At 41.9% G+C, this 17,576-nt stretch carries 9 protein-coding genes and 1 pseudogene; 4 read left to right on the plus strand and 6 right to left on the minus strand.

Annotated elements, in window-relative coordinates; all coding sequences use genetic code 11:
• Positions 1-14: 14 nt before the first annotated feature.
• Both uvrA and E0H81_RS11200 read left to right on the plus strand, forming a co-directional pair.
• Entirely contained in the window at positions 15-2,846 is a 2,832-nt protein-coding gene (gene uvrA, locus E0H81_RS11195; RefSeq protein WP_131318951.1) for an excinuclease ABC subunit UvrA, read from the plus strand.
• Positions 2,847-3,235: 389 nt separating this feature from the next.
• A pseudogene (locus tag E0H81_RS11200) lies at positions 3,236-3,433 on the plus strand (AbiJ-NTD4 domain-containing protein); the annotation flags it as partial.
• 18 nt (positions 3,434-3,451) lie between these two features.
• Here E0H81_RS11200 and E0H81_RS11205 read toward each other — a convergent pair.
• The gene (locus E0H81_RS11205) at positions 3,452-5,155 is read right to left on the minus strand and encodes a GGDEF domain-containing protein (protein ID WP_131318954.1); all 1,704 of its coding nucleotides are present in this window, start codon (positions 5,153-5,155) and stop codon (positions 3,452-3,454) included.
• A gap of 156 nt (positions 5,156-5,311) precedes the next feature.
• Positions 5,312-6,166: a class D beta-lactamase gene (gene blaOXA, locus E0H81_RS11210; RefSeq protein WP_131318957.1), complete on the minus strand. Its 855-nt coding sequence runs from the start codon at positions 6,164-6,166 to the stop codon at positions 5,312-5,314.
• A 1,086-nt stretch (positions 6,167-7,252) separates the two neighbouring features.
• Between blaOXA and omp33-36 the strand changes: the two genes are divergently transcribed.
• Positions 7,253-8,194, plus strand: coding sequence for a porin Omp33-36 (omp33-36, locus tag E0H81_RS11215; RefSeq protein WP_131318961.1), 942 nt, complete (start codon positions 7,253-7,255; stop codon positions 8,192-8,194).
• A gap of 76 nt (positions 8,195-8,270) precedes the next feature.
• Here the strand turns inward: omp33-36 and E0H81_RS11220 are convergent, their stop codons facing one another.
• From E0H81_RS11220 to E0H81_RS11235, 4 genes are all read right to left on the minus strand, one after another.
• On the minus strand, positions 8,271-10,241 hold the full coding sequence (locus E0H81_RS11220) for a glycine betaine transporter (RefSeq protein WP_131318963.1): 1,971 nt from the start codon (positions 10,239-10,241) through the stop codon (positions 8,271-8,273).
• Positions 10,242-10,415: 174 nt separating this feature from the next.
• The gene (locus E0H81_RS11225; RefSeq protein ID WP_131318965.1) at positions 10,416-11,108 is read right to left on the minus strand and encodes an ion channel; all 693 of its coding nucleotides are present in this window, start codon (positions 11,106-11,108) and stop codon (positions 10,416-10,418) included.
• Positions 11,109-11,440: 332 nt separating this feature from the next.
• Positions 11,441-13,156 carry a cation acetate symporter gene (locus E0H81_RS11230; RefSeq protein WP_131318967.1) on the minus strand — a complete coding sequence of 572 codons (1,716 nt, stop codon included), beginning with the start codon at positions 13,154-13,156 and terminating at the stop codon, positions 11,441-11,443.
• Between the two features lies 1 nt (position 13,157).
• The gene (locus E0H81_RS11235; protein WP_131267725.1) at positions 13,158-13,490 is read right to left on the minus strand and encodes a DUF485 domain-containing protein; all 333 of its coding nucleotides are present in this window, start codon (positions 13,488-13,490) and stop codon (positions 13,158-13,160) included.
• A gap of 185 nt (positions 13,491-13,675) precedes the next feature.
• Here E0H81_RS11235 and E0H81_RS11240 point away from each other — a divergent pair, with 185 nt between their 5' ends.
• Entirely contained in the window at positions 13,676-17,167 is a 3,492-nt protein-coding gene (locus tag E0H81_RS11240) for a hybrid sensor histidine kinase/response regulator (RefSeq protein ID WP_131318969.1), read from the plus strand.
• Positions 17,168-17,576: the final 409 nt, after the last annotated feature.

Consider the following 17,576-nt stretch of genomic DNA (forward strand, 5'->3'; position numbering starts at 1 on the left):
TACCGAGATGTTTTATGAGCCAAAGTCATATCCGTATTCGAGGCGCACGTACCCATAACTTAAAAAATGTGTCACTCGATATTCCACGCGACAAATTCGTGGTGATTACGGGACTCTCAGGCTCAGGTAAATCTTCCTTAGCTTTTGACACTTTATATGCTGAAGGTCAGCGCCGTTATGTAGAATCGCTTTCTGCCTATGCGCGCCAGTTCCTTTCGCAAATGGAAAAACCGGAAGTCGATTCTATTGAAGGTTTAAGTCCTGCGATTGCGATTGAACAGAAATCTACCAGCCATAACCCACGTTCAACTGTGGGAACAATCACGGAAATTTACGACTATTTACGTCTGTTATATGCCCGTGTCGGAACACCGTACTGTCCTGAACATGACCTGCCGATGGTGGCACAAACTGTATCTGAAATGGTCGATGCAGTAAAAAATCTGGAAGAAGGCACGGCTTTAATGCTGCTTGCGCCTGTAGTGCGTGAACGTAAGGGCGAATACACCAACCTGTTTGAGCAATTGCAAAGCCAAGGTTTTGTCCGTGCCCGTGTCGATGGTGAAATTGTTGAAATTGACACTCCACCCGAGCTGGATAAAAAGAAAAAACACACCATTGAAGTGGTGGTGGATCGCTTTAAAGTCCGTGATGACTTAGGCAACCGTATTGCAGAATCTTTCGAAACTGCGCTGCGTTTAGGTGGTGACATCGCGATTTTATCGTGGATGAAAGGCGAACAAGCGGATCGTGTGTTCTCGGCAAAGCATTCCTGCCCTGAATGTGACCGTGCCGTTGCAGAACTCGAACCACGTTTGTTCTCGTTCAACAATCCATTTGGTGCCTGCCCTGCCTGTGATGGTTTAGGTACACGCAGCCATTTTAGTACTGAAAAACTGATTCCAAACAGTGAAGTATCATTAAGCCAAGGCGCCATTCGTGGTTGGGACAGACAGCGTCCGTATTACTACAGCATGATTGAAAAAGTCGCAGCGCATTTTGGCTTTTCTCTGGATACGCCGTGGAATGAACTGGATGCCGACATCAAAAAGAAATTCCTTTACGGAACAGGCAAAGACAAAGTTGATTTAAGCTATATCGATGAGCGTGGTCGTCAGCATAAGCGGGTTCAACCTTTTGAAGGCATTTTGCCGCATCTGGAGCGTCGCTACCGTGAAACTGAATCGAATTATGTTCGTGATGATTTAGCGCAATATTTATCCAATGCAGCCTGTGATGCCTGTGGCGGTTCACGTCTGAATGAAATTTCACGTAACGTCCGAGTCAAAGACAAAACCATCGCGCAAATTACCAAAATGTCGATTGGCGATGCCGAAGCTTATTATCAAGACCTACAGCTTGAGGGTGCCAAAGGCGAAATTGGCGATAAGATTTTCAAGGAAATTCGCGAGCGCCTACATTTCCTTGTTTCTGTCGGCTTGAACTATTTAAGTCTGTCGCGTTCTGCCGAAACCCTGTCGGGTGGTGAAGCACAGCGTATTCGTCTGGCTTCGCAAATTGGTGCGGGTTTGATGGGTGTGATGTACGTATTGGATGAACCGTCGATTGGTCTGCATCAACGTGATAATGACCGTCTGCTTGAAACTTTAGTTCGCTTACGTGACCTAGGCAATACAGTTTTAGTCGTCGAGCATGATGAAGATGCAATTCGTGCTGCGGATCATATTATTGATATTGGCCCGGGTGCCGGTGTGCATGGCGGTCATATTATTGCCGAAGGTACCTATGAAGAAATTTTGGCAAATCCTGACTCGCTTACCGGACAGTATTTATCAGGCAAGTTAAAAATTAAAGTGCCGAAAGTGCGTACTCAACCACCCAAACCTGAAGAAAAAATCAAGCTGATGGGTGCTGCGGGTCACAATCTACAGAATGTCGATTTGACCATTCCTTTAGGCATTATGACCTGTGTGACAGGGGTTTCAGGTTCGGGTAAATCGACATTGATTAACCGTACCCTTTTACCGCTTGCCGCAACGCAATTGAATGGCGCAACCACTTTAACCGCTGAAAAATTTGATTCGATTGATGGCTTACAGTTCCTCGATAAAGTCGTGGATATTGACCAAAGCCCGATTGGACGTACGCCTCGTTCTAACCCAGCAACCTATACGGGTTTGTTCACCCCGATCCGTGAACTCTTCGCACAAACACCTGAAGCCAAAGCACGTGGTTATGCTGCGGGTCGTTTCTCATTTAACGTGAAAGGTGGTCGTTGTGAAGCCTGTGAAGGCGATGGCATGATTAAAGTGGCGATGCATTTCCTGCCGGATATGTATGTGCCTTGCGATGCCTGTCATGGCGACCGTTATAACCGTGAAACGCTAGAAGTCGGTTATAAAGGCAAAAATATTTCTGATGTTTTAGGCATGACTGTTGAAGATGCAATGCATTTTTTCGAAGCTATTCCCGTAATTCACCGCCGTCTAGAGACTTTAACGCAAGTCGGTTTGGGTTATATCCGTTTAGGTCAATCTGCAACAACCCTTTCTGGTGGTGAAGCACAACGTGTAAAACTGGCACGTGAGTTGGCGAAACGCGATACGGGTAAAACTTTATATATTCTGGATGAACCGACCACAGGTCTGCATTTCCATGACATTGCGAAACTGTTAGATATTCTGCATCAGCTCCGCGATAAGGGTAATACCATTGTGGTGATTGAGCATAATCTGGATGTGATTAAAACTGCGGATTGGGTAATTGACCTTGGTCCTGAAGGTGGTGCCGGTGGCGGTATGATTATTGCTGAAGGTACACCTGAAGAAATGTCTAAATCTGAAGTTTCACATACAGCGAAGTTCTTGAAGCCATTGCTTAAATAATTTTTTTATCCTAAATGCATGATAAAACGGTGATTCATTCACCGTTTTTTTTATTTTAAATTAAGAATATGACCGCATTAGAAATTTTAGATACAGCGGTTAATTGGACTCGGTAATTCAATCACTGCTATTACGACCTATGTAAACTAAAATTTAAAAATAAACCTTAATAAATCTTGGATTCATGAGTGTGGCATGGATGCCACATGTTTCCCATCACGACATGGATGTCGTGTATGGGAAACGAAAGGTTTTTGTCTACTTTTGACCTTTCAAAAGTAGAGATAATGCCTACGCAAAGGTATCAAAATTGAATCAATCAAATGAGGCAGTGCTGATTTCAAAGAATTAAGCATTGTTTGTTAAGCAAGTTATCTAATATTGAACCCTTAAAAATCATTGAAGATAAACATGGATTACATACAGTATTAAAAGATAGCTTAAGTCAACTTTATGGCTATACCTCTGATGCGGATGGTATTCGCCATGCCATGCTCGAAGAATCTAATTCAACTTATATCGATGCAAAATTTATGCTGGTTGCATGCACCAATTTTATTAATTATTTGATTGAGAAAACCAAATAAATATAGGGTGATACAATATCACCCTGCTACTGCATTTTTCCCATTTTCTTTGGCTTTAAATAAAGACTTATCGGCTTTTTCTAATAATGCCATCCACGATGCTGCACCAACAGCCACACCAGCACTGACAGAAACCTGAATATTTTGATTAATCTCGGCAATGTAGAGTTCAGAGTTGCCAATTTCTTTCAGAATTTTATTCGCGACAACCCAAGCGTCATCAAAATCAGCCTGTTCGATTAATACCAAAAATTCATCACCACCGTAACGAATGATCAAATCTGAATTTCGCACATTAACTTGTAATTTTTCCGCAACCAGCCGGATAACTTCATCACCAACAATATGCCCAAATGTATCATTTACATGTTTAAAATCATCAATATCAAAAATAATGAGGGCTGTTTGAGTAAATTTTTCAGGTTTCTTTTCCAAATACTTAATATATTCATCCAAAGCCAAACGGTTAGATACACCAGTTAAACTATCAGTATTGGCAATGTTCCTAAGCTGAAATTCTAAAGCATCGCGTTGCTGTAGCACACGTTTCAATTTTTTAATTGCCTGTAACAAAGTCACCGGATCATTAGATAACTCATCATATTCACTATCTGTAACCTTATGCTGGGCCAAACGAAAAATTGTATTTCTGGCTTTAATTAAAGGTTTAAATACCCCATTTCGCGCATAGATCATGGTAAAACCTGCGGTAACCAGACAAATGATTGCAACCAAAAGCGTTAGGATAAATTGCTGTTGTGCCTGCTTTTTCTGGTTTTGAGCAACGCTCACACTATAATCAAGAATATAGGTTTGTAAATTCACCACGGTGGCAAATTTATCAACCATTGCTTCTGTGAGTTGCGTACCCGTCAATGAATATGCCCGATTTTGCATACTCTCATTGATTAAGCCCGCAACAATTGGAATACCTTGGTCTAAAAACTGTGTTTTTACTTGGTGGTGCAAAGCCAAATATTCCGGGGTCTTAGCTTGTTTGGGCTGGATAGTATTGACCAAGCCCCATAAATAATGTGCCTGATGTTGAGTCTGTAATGATCGGGCCAGATTATCTTCAGGTATTTTTTCTGCAAAAGTCACCGACGCAATGATATTCGAGGCAATTCGCCCGGCCTGATCGCGTAAATCTGCCAGAATTAAAATGAGGGTGTAGGAATCGGAAACAGATGTGTCCTTAGCTACAGTGTGCAGCAATACATTTTTTAAAATTTTCTGACAACTGTCCCATGCCATGAACATTTGCTTAATCGCATCATCAAGCTGTTTTGAAGTCCGTTCAGATCGGGGCAAAGCAGCATAAGCATCTACAGCTTGACGACCTTGCTGTAACGTTACTTTTAAATTGGATGATAATCCGGGTACCTGAGCAGAAAAGCCCGCTGCATTTAAAATTTGTAGGGTTTGCTCAATTTGTAAATCGACTTCTTTTCGATACCTATGCAACTCATTTAGATTTGCTTCCAACTCATCAGGGGTACTTGACATCACCTTATTCGCAGGCGCCCGCTCGCGCGAAACTTTATTGGCTAAATCTGCAACCGCACGTAGTGCAGAAATTTCCGTCAAGGCACGATCCGCTTTTTGATAACTTTGATAGCTACTAATAATTAAAGGAATAGAAAGGAAAAGCAGTGAGAAGATAATGATGATCATCGACAAGTAAAGCCGTTGGCTAATCTGTTCCGAACGTAATTTATACATGGATTCAGTACGCCCTACACACAAACAACTGGCCAATCATCATCATATTTCGCTTACAATACAAGCGTATATATTACATGATTTTTTACTAAAATAATTCTTTCTTATCAACCGTTTATCTTATTTTTTATAAAAATATATTGTTAATACTTATCTCTAGCGAAGATAAAAGAATAAGCCGAGCTTATCTAAAATATCTAGACTCAATTGCTTGCGCTCGCCCACATCATCGGTATTTTGCATTTCCAGATTTAAAACGAAAGCGGTGATCTGTCCATTTGGCTGTTCCACCCAGCCTGTATACCAGCCAACTTGTGGACTTACATCCATCCCCCAGCCACTTTTAGCATATAGTTTGGTATCCCCGCGACGCTCTATAAAAAGCATCTCTTTCACCTGTTTCTGTACAGCAGCATCAAAAGGCAATTGTTCTGTTGCCAGTTGATAAGCAAATTTCACTTCCTGTTCAGGAGTGATTTTTAAAGGACCTATTAGCCAAAAATTATCAACCTGTAGACCAATCTGTTGATTGCCAAAACCAACACGTTTTACTTCTTGCTGCATTAAGTCCAAACCAATACGTCTGGCCAACTCTTGATAAACAGGAACCGCAGACACCTGCATTGCCTGCCCCAAAGTTATGTCTTTTTCCCATGCAGCAAAACTACGTTTCTTACCATCCCATTTAAAAACTTCCGTGGTAGTTACTTTGTGATGCTGTAAGCCAATCAAGGCATTTAACATTTTAAAAGTTGAAGCTGGAATATAGGGAGAATTGGCACGTGTTAAAGCATTTCCATAACGATTCAACTGATGACCATCGTAAGTCATAAAGACGGCTTGTTTATTTGCCTGATTTAATAGTGTGGCAATATCTTCTGATCGCGCAGAGCTTAATTTTGAGTGAGGTTTTATCACCGCTTTACTCAAATTCTGTTCTGTTCCCATCTGGCAGGCACTTAATTGCATCAAAACGATTAAGCAGCTTAAGTAAAACAATCCTTGTTTCATCTCAAAATCTCGAAAGCATAAGTTCTCTATTTTTATCAAATCCGGCCACATCATTTTGTATAAATTACGCATCACTCAAATATTTTTATTAGAGGGGTAAGAAAATATTTACACATGCCACAAATAAGTGCATAATGCCCCGCATTAGGGCAAGTCAAAATCATTCCTCAGCAGGATTTTTGATTTTTCCGAGATTTTTGGCTAAAAAACCCCAGTTTTCATAGGAAACTGGGGTTTTTTATTACTAAATTTAAGATATTACATATAACTTAAATCAATAACGCACTTTATTGGTGCAATAAAATTCTAAAAAATAATTCAAAATGAACATTTTTTAATATTCTGCTTTGTAATAAAGCAGTGATCAAAAAATAAAAAATTAATAGTCTATTGGTTTTAAAGCCGTGCTGATATTTAGCTATTTTTTATTAAATATGAGAACTCAGCCAGAGCAAGATTATTTTAGGTAAAAAAAAGCCCAACCTTGGGGAAAGTTGGGCATATAAAAACAAAACTTGTTTATGGAGAATCAGATCATCATCACATTATTTCAATGCAATACGACTTGATAGATATATTATGGTAAAAATCTTTAAATAAGTAAAGCCTATTAAACCAGTAGGGTTTTATATAAATCACAAAAGATATGCATAAATGTGAAATATTTCACATATTAAAGATTAAGATGGGTGTTTTTTAAACAACAAAAATAGACATTTCAACTCACCTTTATTGGTTTAATTCATAAAATATTACAAATGTGATAATAAGCTCACCCTATACCAACATATATAAATTATTTTTTTACAATTAACGAATGCAAAGTAACCTAATTTTACATTATAAAAAGTAACTTATTCCGTTTATTAATTTTAAGCAAAATAAATAATTTTGATCCATATAATCCTTTGTTATAAAAAAGTTTTTGGAATTTATAAGTAAAAGTCAGATTGTATAATTATTACTCTACGTGATGTTTATAGTAATATTCCAATAAAATAATGTTCTTTTAGTTCATTGACTTAATGTATTGTTACAATACAATGCCTACTGTTTAATCCATTTTTAATAGAACTGGTAATTATTATGAAAAAACTCGGTTTAGCCACTGCTTTATTATTAGCCATGACGGGTGCTCAAGCTTATCAAGCGGAAGTTCAAGGGACTGTAGGCTACTACGATGCTGAATTAAATGATGGTAACTATAATGTAGGAGCACAAGGTACTTACTACTTTAAAGATATCGATACATCTAAAGGACCGTTGGCTGAAGCTGCTTTCTTAAACCAAGCAAGCAGTATTTCTGCTGGCTATAACTTTGGCCAGTTGACATCTGACATCAACAGTTCTGTTACTGTTGGAGGCACAACAGTAGCGATTAATGAAGAATTTAATGTAGAACAACATTCTTACGGCGTTAAGGGTGAAACCTATATTCCTACAAGTGTTGTACCCGTATACGCAAGCGCATCTTACAATCATTCTGAAACTGATGCTAAAAACGATTTTACAGCTTTGCTTCAAGATGATGACTCTGGCGATCGTTACGCACTTGAGCTTGGTGCTTTAGTTGCGCCAAACTTCTTGGTGGCTGTAGGTTATACCAGTGCTACAGAAAAGGATTCATTAGATACTTTTAACATTTTAAATAATGGTCTAATGAGTGCTTCTATGGAAGCTCGTTCAATTGAAAAAGACAACGATGCAATTACTGCACGTACTAAATATGTAGGTCCAATCGACGGTACTAACATGTCAATTGGTTTCGAAGCTGGCTTGGTTTCTGGCGAAGAAACTATGTATCAACTTAAATCAGATCTTTATGTAACTCCTAAACTTGGTCTAGGTCTTTCTTATACAGACGGCAGCTATAAGAGTTATACCGTTCCAACATCTGCTGTTGGTGTGAATGCTAGCTACTTTGTAACTCCAGCAGTATCACTAGGCGCAAGCTACGTTTATGCAAATGGTGAATATGGCGCAAATGATGCACAACTGGGTGCTGTAAACGCTAAATTCCGTTTCTAATTTTTGATTAGATTCTGAATAGAAAAAAGGACGCTTTAAGCGTCCTTTTTTATTACGGCTTTATGACTAGCTGAATTTATTCTGGGGTGCGCACCAGACTTAAAAAGTGTAGATGGCGTTCATATTGATCAATAATATCTTGTAATAGATCATCTGAAGTCCAATCCATCACATCATAGTTCTGACCGCCTTCTTTTAAAAAGACTTCTGCCTGATAATAGCTTATTTCATCCGCAGTCATTTCTGGCATAAAACTCGGCGGAACCGTTTCTCTTATCACCACCTGGTAGATAAAATTAATTTCATCATGATGATCGACTCTTAATTCCAGGCCATCGGCAATCGAGCGAATGGTCACTGTCAACTTACGGCGCTGAAACTCCTTTTGCACACTTTGAAAGGCCTTGGATACCTCAGTTTGAATATACTGACTCACCTCTGTTTCAGTATGCGGATAATGCATAATCAGGCCTAAACGCTGCTGCCAACTACGTGGGTTTTGAATCGCTCGTGGGGTAATACGTGCTTCTTGTAATGCATTCATTTTGATGACATCCAGACGCAAGGCTTTCACTAAACCCCAACAGATCAACAGCATAATAAAAGTAACCGGCAAGGCACTCATCATGGTGGCTGACTGTAATGCACCGAGTCCACCCACCAGCAGTAAGACAATCGCCAATACCGCCATCAATACGGTCCAAAACAGTCTTTGCCAAATGGGAGAGTTTTCAGATTTTGCGGTTAAATAGTCGGTCACCAGTGCACCGGAATCTGCAGAAGTCACAAAAAACAGCATCACCAGACAGGTTGCCAATAAGCTCATGACGCTTGAAAAAGGCAAACTTTGCAAGAACGCGAATAGTGCGACCGATGAATCGCGTTGAACTGCCACAACCAGAGAATGATTCGCTTCATGCAGAATGCTATACAGCGCGGCATTTCCCATGAAACCCATCCAGATCAGGGTAAAACCGGTCGGAATCAGCAAAACACCGACAATAAATTCGCGAATACTGCGTCCTTTGGATACCCGGGCGATAAACATCCCCACAAATGGTGACCATGAAATCCACCATGCCCAGTACATAATGGTCCAACCGCCAATCCAGCCATTAGGTTGATAGGCATATAAATTAAAGGTCATCGCAAATAAATTTGAGACGTATTGCCCGGCATTTTGGATGGTGGTTTGCAGTAAATAAATAGAAGAGCTGGCAAAAAATACGAACAGTAATAAAGTCAGCACCAAAATTAAATTCAGTTCAGATAGCCGTTTAATTCCCTTATCTAGGCCTAAGAATACAGACATTGAAGCCATGGTGCTGACCACAATAATCAGGATCACTTGGGTACTGGCTGTTTGTTGGATTCCAAACAGGTAGTTCAGCCCCGAATTAATTTGAGTTACTCCAAAACCCAAGGTGGTGGCCACACCGAAAACTGTTCCAATCGTGGCAAAGGTATCCACGGCATCCCCGATCGGACCATAAATTTTTTGGCCAATAATCGGATACAAAGCAGAACGAATTTTAAGTGGCAGATTATGGCGATAAGCAAAATAGGCCAGTGCCAATCCCACCACAGTATAAATTGCCCAGGCATGAAAGCCCCAATGAAAGAAAGTCACGCGCATGGACTGTTGTGCGGCTTGAATCGTTTCGCCCGCCCCTTCCGGCGGTGAGACATAATGCATTACGGGTTCGGCGACGCCAAAGAACATCAGGCCAATTCCCATGCCTGCTGTAAATAACAGAGCAAACCAGGAAGTATTGCTATAATTGGGCTGGCTATGATCGGGACCCAGCTTGATTTTCCCCATGTCCGATAATGCAATATAAATCAGTAAAATAAGAAATATCGCGACCGACAATACATAGAACCAGCTAAAGGAATCTGTAACCCATTGATTGAGATTCTTGGTAATCAGCTCAAATGAGTTTGGGGCTAAAACAACCACCACCAGAAAGATAAAAATGATAGCGACGGTACTTAAAAACACATTTGGATTGACGTTAGCAAACCAGGATGGATTTTTGGAAGGCATACATCCTCCATTTTATATTTTAATTAATGGGATAGACCAAATGGTCAAACAGAGCATTTATCGAAAGATAAATAAAAGACGAGTTAAGCAGAACTAAATTAAAACTCAAACACATCATAAATTAATGACACAAGTCATGCAGTTACATTCCTGTAACATAGTCACAATTTTAGATTATTTATTGGTCTTATTCTGATTGGGTAAATAGGCAATGTATTGCAGGGCGATTAAACGCGAAACAATCAGTGCCAAGTACATGACACCAAAAAACATTTGCAGCATTGCCAACACACGTGCAGGTGCACTCATCGGCATTAAATCAGACAAGCCGGTTGCCGACTGTAAACTAAAACTTAAAAACAATAAATTCAGCCAGCTTTGTAAACCGCTCATATTTGGATTATGAAAACTATCCGGCACCAGTAGCTGACAAATGTTATATAAAAAGGCAAAACCCCAAGCAAGCAGCGTAAATACCGCAGCGGCAGCGAATAGCTCATCCCGGGTTAAGTAACGGTCTTCAAACATATAACGCAATAAACCATAGGCGGCACTAAAATAAGCGGCAGCCTCGAAACCATGCGCAATCACTTGAATCATGGGATAATCCAGGCCCAATAAAATCATTGAAGAAAAAATGACCGCACCACCGACAAAACTCATTCCTAAAATCGTAAACATCGGTGTTTGCCGGATGACCTTGGCAATGACCAGTAAAACCAGAACCCCTAAAAGCCAGGTCAAAGTCCGATAAGTGGTACTGTAATTGCCCGCTACAGATAATATTAAAATGATAAATTGCAGCAAGATCAGCCATGCTGAAGGTAATAAACGAAAAATTTTCCACACATCAATAAGCGCCTGCATTTACCACTCCAAGAGATTGCCGTTTTTTGTTTATCATGCTGTTTTCTTTCTTTTTGATCGGATCAACTTAGCATGAATGAGCGAGCATACGAATGACACATTTGTATGAATATCTGGATGAAGAGTTGGATGAAAACCTAGATAAAAATCATCGAAAAGAATTCGTTAGCTCATGCGCTAGATTAAATTTCGGGACAATATGTGCAAAATAAAAAATCAGCTTTAAAAAACGAATTAAATTCAAAACAATATTCTTTAATAAAGCTCATCTTGAATTTTCAGACCATAAAAAAGTCCCCGCAGGGACTTCTTTATCTTGTCAATTTTAAGTCTTAGTGATCAGATGCACCTGATGCGCCAATACCTGTCATTGAACGAACATACTGTGCGTCAAATGCTTTACGCTCTGCTTGTGCACGTGCTGAATTATCAGTCACCGAGAACAACCAGCAGCAGAAGAACGACAATGGCATTGCAAAGATTGCAGGACCATTAAACGGATTGATTGGTGTATCAGAGATGCCTAATGTATCTACCCAAACGGCTTTAGACAGCACAATCAGCAGCACTGCAAGCCCTAGACCTACCACACCGCCAATCACCGCACCGCGCGTGGTCAAGCCTTTCCAGAACATTGACAGCACAAGTACCGGGAAGTTGGCACATGCAGCTACAGAGAATGCCAAACCGACCATGAAGGCAACGTTTTGTTTCTCGAACAAAATACCCAAAATCATCGCAAAAATTGCAAGACCTAAAGTCGCGATTTTTGACATGCGAAGTTCAGATTCAGGCGTAGTACGGCCTTTTCTGAATACGTTTGCATACAAGTCATGTGAAATTGCTGAAGCACCAGACAAGGTCAAACCTGCCACTACGGCAAGAATCGTTGCGAATGCCACCGCTGAAATGAAGCCCATGAACAGGTCACCGCCAAGCGCATCACTCAAGTGCACCGCAGCCATGTTGTTACCACCCACAAGCTCTAACTTGCCAGTAACGGCCATTTTCGCTACATCAAGGAATTGCGGGTTATTCGATACATACATGATCGCACCGAAACCGATGATGAAGGTTAAAAGGTAGAAATAACCAATGAAACCTGTTGCAACCACCACTGACTTACGTGCTTCTTTCGCATCTTTCACTGTAAAGAAACGCATTAAAATGTGCGGTAAACCTGCAGTACCAAACATCAATGCAAGACCGAGCGAGATTGCATCAATCGGATTTGCAGCCAGCTTACCTGGTCCCATGATATTGCCGGCTTCAGCCAAACTGACATCATGTACTTTAGAGAAGATCTGAATCGATTGTTCAAACATTTCAGTGAAGCTAAAGCCCACGCCTTTCATGACCATAAATGCCATGAAGGTTGCACCTGAAAGTAACATCACCGCTTTGATGATCTGTACCCAAGTGGTTGCCAGCATACCGCCGAAAATCACGTAAGCCATCATCAGCAAGCCAACAATCACAACTGCGATGTTGTAGTTCAAACCAAACAACAGTTTGATCAGCTGTCCTGCACCAACCATCTGAGCGATGAGGTAGAACGCAACCACAACCAGTGAACTGATCGCAGCCAAAGTACGTACTGGTTTTTCTTCCAAACGGAAAGACACTACGTCAGATAAGTTGAATTTACCGAGGTTACGTAGACGTTCAGCCACCAGGAACAATACGATTGGCCAACCCACCATGAAACCCAGTGAGTAAAGTAAACCGTCAAAACCTGAACTGAACACCAGTGCAGAAATACCCAGGAACGACGCAGCTGACATATAGTCACCGGCAATCGCTAAACCATTTTGAAAACCTGAGATCCCGCCACCGGCAGTATAGAAATCTGTGGTACTGGTGGTTTGCTTCGCTGCCCACTTGGTAATTACCAATGTGAAAGCAACAAAGATCACGAACATAATGATCGCGTGCCAGTTGGTTGCCTGCTGTTCAGCGGCTCCGAGATCTGGGCCAGCCATGGCCATACCCGACATTAGCAGCGTTAATGCTGCAAGGGCTTGAGCCTTCAATGAATTCCATTTCATATTAGTGCGGTCCTTTTTCTTTGGCAATTGCTTCTACTTCTCTCATTGCTTCTTGTGTTAATGGATCCAACTTATTGTTCGCAATATAGGAATACACACCGCAAAGTAGAAATGATAATACGATGATGCTTAGACCCAGTGGCATTCCCCACGTTGTTACACCACCGCTAAAAGAACTCATCAAGAATTCTTTGTTATAACCAACAAGCAGCATAAAACCCACGTAGACGAACAACATAATTGCTGTAAGTGTCCAGCTCAGTGTGCTTTTTTTACTGACCATCTGTTTAAATTTCGGATTCTGTAGAATTTGCTCTACCTGTCTCTCATCCATAACCCATGCTCCTGTTTGCGCCCAGCCTTAGGCACTATTTTTTAATTCGAATTATTACGTTGTATAACTTAACAATCTTGTTGGGTAGTTGTAATTAATACTTTGGTCGTTAAATTTTAACCAATTACACTGGTCAGATTATCAGATAGGGTATCATTACGATATAGTTTTACACTGTAGGCAATATGAACAGCTGGCTCATTATCGGGGTTCTCGCCCTCTATATCGCATTACTTTTTATTTGTGCATTTTTTGGGGAAAAACACGCGAGTCGATTAAGTACCCGTGGTCGCATGCTACTCTTTAGTTTAACTTTAGGGGTTTACTGTTCATCCTGGACATTCTATGGCGCAACCGGTGCCGCTGTTCGCGAAGGCATTATCTTCCTGCCCATTTATCTGGGACCCTTGATCTTTGTCGGAGTCGGATACGATATTTGGCGACGCTTGGGCCGAGTGCGTCAGCATCATGCCATTTCCTCCATTGCCGATTTTGTTGCAGCTCGCTATGGCAAAAGCGGGACATTGGCCTCCCTCGTCACCATTCTTGCCGTCATCGCCATTATTCCCTATTTGGCCTTGCAGCTCAGAGCGATTGCCTTAAGTGCTGCGGTGATTCTGCAACAGGACTCTGGCATAGAAAGCACCACCAATGGCGTGCTGTTCTTGACTGGGGTATTGGCCATTTTGGCCATGATTTTTGGCACCCGGCAAATTGCCAATACCGAACAACATGGCGGTTTAATGTTGGCGGTTGCGTTTGAGTCCTTTGTTAAATTATTTGCTTTACTCTGTGTTGCCTTGTTTTTTGTGTTTGATTCTCCGGACAATTTAAAACAAATTTCAAGCGATGTTGCTGATACCTTTAAAGAAGTTCAACTGTTTGGTGTGCCGGAAACGTTTTGGGTACAAACGGTATTGGCAGCACTGGCGGTCATTTGTTTGCCGCGCCAATTCCATGTGGCTGTAGTTGAACTACGCGATGAAAAACATATTCGTGGGGCACGTCGCTGGTTTGCCACTTATCTGATTCTGACCACCATCGCGATTATTCCAATTGCCAGCTGGGCATTACATGCCGCACCGCAATTTTTAGCCATTCCCGATGTGGCTGTTCTGTCCTTGCCGCTCAGTTATAACCAGGACTGGTTGACGTTATTGGCTTTCCTGGGTGGTTTTTCTGCATCAACAGGCATGCTGTTGGTGTCCTCGGTCGCTTTGTCGATCATGCTCAGTAATGACCTGATTATGCCGGCACTCTGGCGCACGGGCATCCTTTCACGTCACGATAAACGTCTGCCTTTGGTACTGAAATTTACCCGTCGCATCTGCATTTTAGCCGTCATGTTATTGGGTTTCCTGTTCTTCCATTTCTTTAATGACATTGACCAACTCTCTGTTTTTGGCTTGCTCGCGTTTAGTGCAGTGGCACAATTCTCCCCTGCCCTGATTGGTGGACTGTATTGGCGTGGCGGCAGTAAGCAAGGGGTCTATGCAGGTCTGATTACCGGCTTTGTGATGTGGGCATATACCTTGCTATTTCCAACTGTGCTGCGTAGCTTGCCTGCGGAATATAGTCAGTTTACCCAGCAATTGCTGAGCCTCGGGCCTTTTGGAATTAACTGGTTACGTCCAGAAGCCTTGCTCGGTTTTCAGTCTTTTGCAGCATTGACCCATGGCGTGGTCTGGTCTTTAGGTCTGAATATCCTGCTCTATGTTTGGGTATCTCGAATTTTCCGTCCCAGTATTGCAGAGCAGATTCAAGCGGAAAGTTTCTTCTATTATGAAACCAAGCCCTTACCCTCCCACAGTACAACCAGTGACATTAATTACCTGCAGCATGATGTTGCCCGTCTCAAAGTGGGCGATTTAATTGCCCTCGCCAAACGGATTACTGGCGAAGGCCCCACGACAAAAGCCTTCCGCCAATTCTGTGCGCAAAACAATGTCATCCTGAATGAAAATAGCAGTGCCAACGGCATGTGGTGGCGCTTCACCGAGCAATATCTGGCAGGAACCATCGGTTCAGCTTCCGCACGTACCCTGCTCACCACTGCAATGGTGAATAATGGTTTAGCCCTCGGTCAGGTGGCGAACATTCTGGATCAGGCATCGCAATGGCAGCGTTTTAACCAAAACCTGATCATGACCATGATTGACCATATGACCCAAGGGGTGAGTGTGGTTGATGAAAATATGTGTCTGGTGGCGTGGAATAATCAGTACCTTAAACTGTTCGATTATCCAAAAGACATTGTCTATGTCGGCTGTCCAATTGCAGATTTAATTCGCTATAACGCAGAACGTGGTGAATGCGGTCCGGGTTCAGTTGAAGAACACGTACGTAAACGGATTCACTGGATGGCTATGGGCAGCGCGCATGAATTTGAACGGATCCGTAAAGATGGCCGGGTGATTCAGATGCGTGGCAACCCGATTGAAGGCGGTGGTTTCGTCACCACTTTTGCCGACATTACCGCATTCCGTGAAAATGAAGCGGTGCTTGAAGGACGCGTTCAGGATCGAACCCAGCAGCTTGCCAATGCGCTTTCCGAACAACAACTGGCACGCGAACAAGCCGACCGCGCCAATATGTCGAAAAGTCGCTTTATTGCAGCGGCCAGTCATGACTTGTTACAACCGATGCATGCCGCGCGTTTGTTTAGTACAGCTTTAGAACAAAGCGTGCAGTCGGATGAAGACCGCAAGACATTACAACAACTGGATCGTGCCTTGCATGGTGCAGAAAGCATGTTGTCTGCCCTACTGGATATTGCGCGTTTAGAAGGGGGTACCATTCAACCCAAGCGTCAATCATATCCCCTGCATGACTTGCTCAGTGACCTGGAACTGCAATTTAAATCGATTGCGGCGCAACGTGGCATTAAACTCAGTGTGCATGATGCCCAGTTCTGGATTGATACCGATCCGCAGTGGATTCGCCGTATTATTCAAAACTTTGTCAGCAATGCCTTGCGTTATACCGCTAAAGGCAAGGTGATTGTCGGTGTTCTGCGTTCTGCAGAAAAACCCAACAATATCCGTATTGGGGTTTGGGATACCGGTCCGGGGATTGCAGAAGAACAGCGCATTAAACTGTTTCAGGAGTTCGAACGCTGCGGTCATACCTCGCCTTGGGGTGAGCAAGGTCTGGGACTCGGCTTAGCCATTGTGCAACGCATGACCAGCCTGCTGGACTACCCGGTACACGTCTATTCTGAATATGGCAAAGGTTCTTGCTTCATGATTGAAGTGCCGATTGTGGAAGCACCGAAAGTGGTGGCAACACCAGTCCAGGCAATTCCGCTGAAAAGCAAAGCCTATAAAATTTTATGCCTGGACAATGATGAAACCATTCTGGAAGGCATGTCGACCTTGCTGACCAAATGGGGTTACCAAGTGTTTAAAGCGACGGAACCTGAACAGGCGCTAGAACTGATTCAGCAAGAAAACATTCAAGTGTGGCTGGTCGACCAGCATTTGAATAACGGTAAAATTGGTCTCGATTTCATTCTGGAAAATCGTCAAGAGCAAGTTCCTGTGGCATTGATTACCGCAGATTCAGATCCTGAACTGCCACAACATTTGAAAGAACTGAATATTGTGCTGCTGAAAAAACCGTTAAAACCGGCCTCACTTCGTTCATGGTTATCGGGATTAAAAATCTCTAACTCCTAAGCCTAAACTGTAAAATCAGACGTCCATTTCACCTTGCTGAAATGGACGTTTTTTTACACAAAAACACCTATAGTTACGCGTACTGGCAATTTAATTTTCCACCTAGGCAAAACTGTTGAAAAAGTCTTATTTTCAGGTCTGTTGTATTGACCAAAAACTCCAACCCTGTATTTTCTATGGCAAAGAACATCAAAATTCAAATATACACTTGTATAATTAGTTACAATTTCGCAAATTATTATTATTAAAGGTATTTTTTTAATAAAAAGCCACTCTATAACTTTAGTCGTATTCCGTTCGTCGCCATCCTGGCTCATATATGAGAGCAACAAATGATCAGTTTAATTTCTGTATCAGTACGTACATCAAAACACTGCCCAAGAAACTGATCATCATAGAAAAATCCAGG

This window comes from Acinetobacter terrestris (genome assembly GCF_004331155.1).
Taxonomy (GTDB): domain Bacteria; phylum Pseudomonadota; class Gammaproteobacteria; order Pseudomonadales; family Moraxellaceae; genus Acinetobacter; species Acinetobacter terrestris.

Bases quoted from the DNA above. Each gene is read 5' to 3' on its own strand.
- uvrA (WP_131318951.1), top strand. From the start codon at position 15: ATGAGCCAAAGTCATATCCGTATTCGAGGCGCACGTACCCATAACTTA.
- E0H81_RS11205 (WP_131318954.1), bottom strand. From the start codon at position 5,155: ATGTATAAATTACGTTCGGAACAGATTAGCCAACGGCTTTACTTGTCG.
- blaOXA (WP_131318957.1), bottom strand. From the start codon at position 6,166: ATGAAACAAGGATTGTTTTACTTAAGCTGCTTAATCGTTTTGATGCAA.
- omp33-36 (WP_131318961.1), top strand. From the start codon at position 7,253: ATGAAAAAACTCGGTTTAGCCACTGCTTTATTATTAGCCATGACGGGT.
- E0H81_RS11220 (WP_131318963.1), bottom strand. From the start codon at position 10,241: ATGCCTTCCAAAAATCCATCCTGGTTTGCTAACGTCAATCCAAATGTG.
- E0H81_RS11225 (WP_131318965.1), bottom strand. From the start codon at position 11,108: ATGCAGGCGCTTATTGATGTGTGGAAAATTTTTCGTTTATTACCTTCA.
- E0H81_RS11230 (WP_131318967.1), bottom strand. From the start codon at position 13,156: ATGAAATGGAATTCATTGAAGGCTCAAGCCCTTGCAGCATTAACGCTG.
- E0H81_RS11235 (WP_131267725.1), bottom strand. From the start codon at position 13,490: ATGGATGAGAGACAGGTAGAGCAAATTCTACAGAATCCGAAATTTAAA.
- E0H81_RS11240 (WP_131318969.1), top strand. From the start codon at position 13,676: ATGAACAGCTGGCTCATTATCGGGGTTCTCGCCCTCTATATCGCATTA.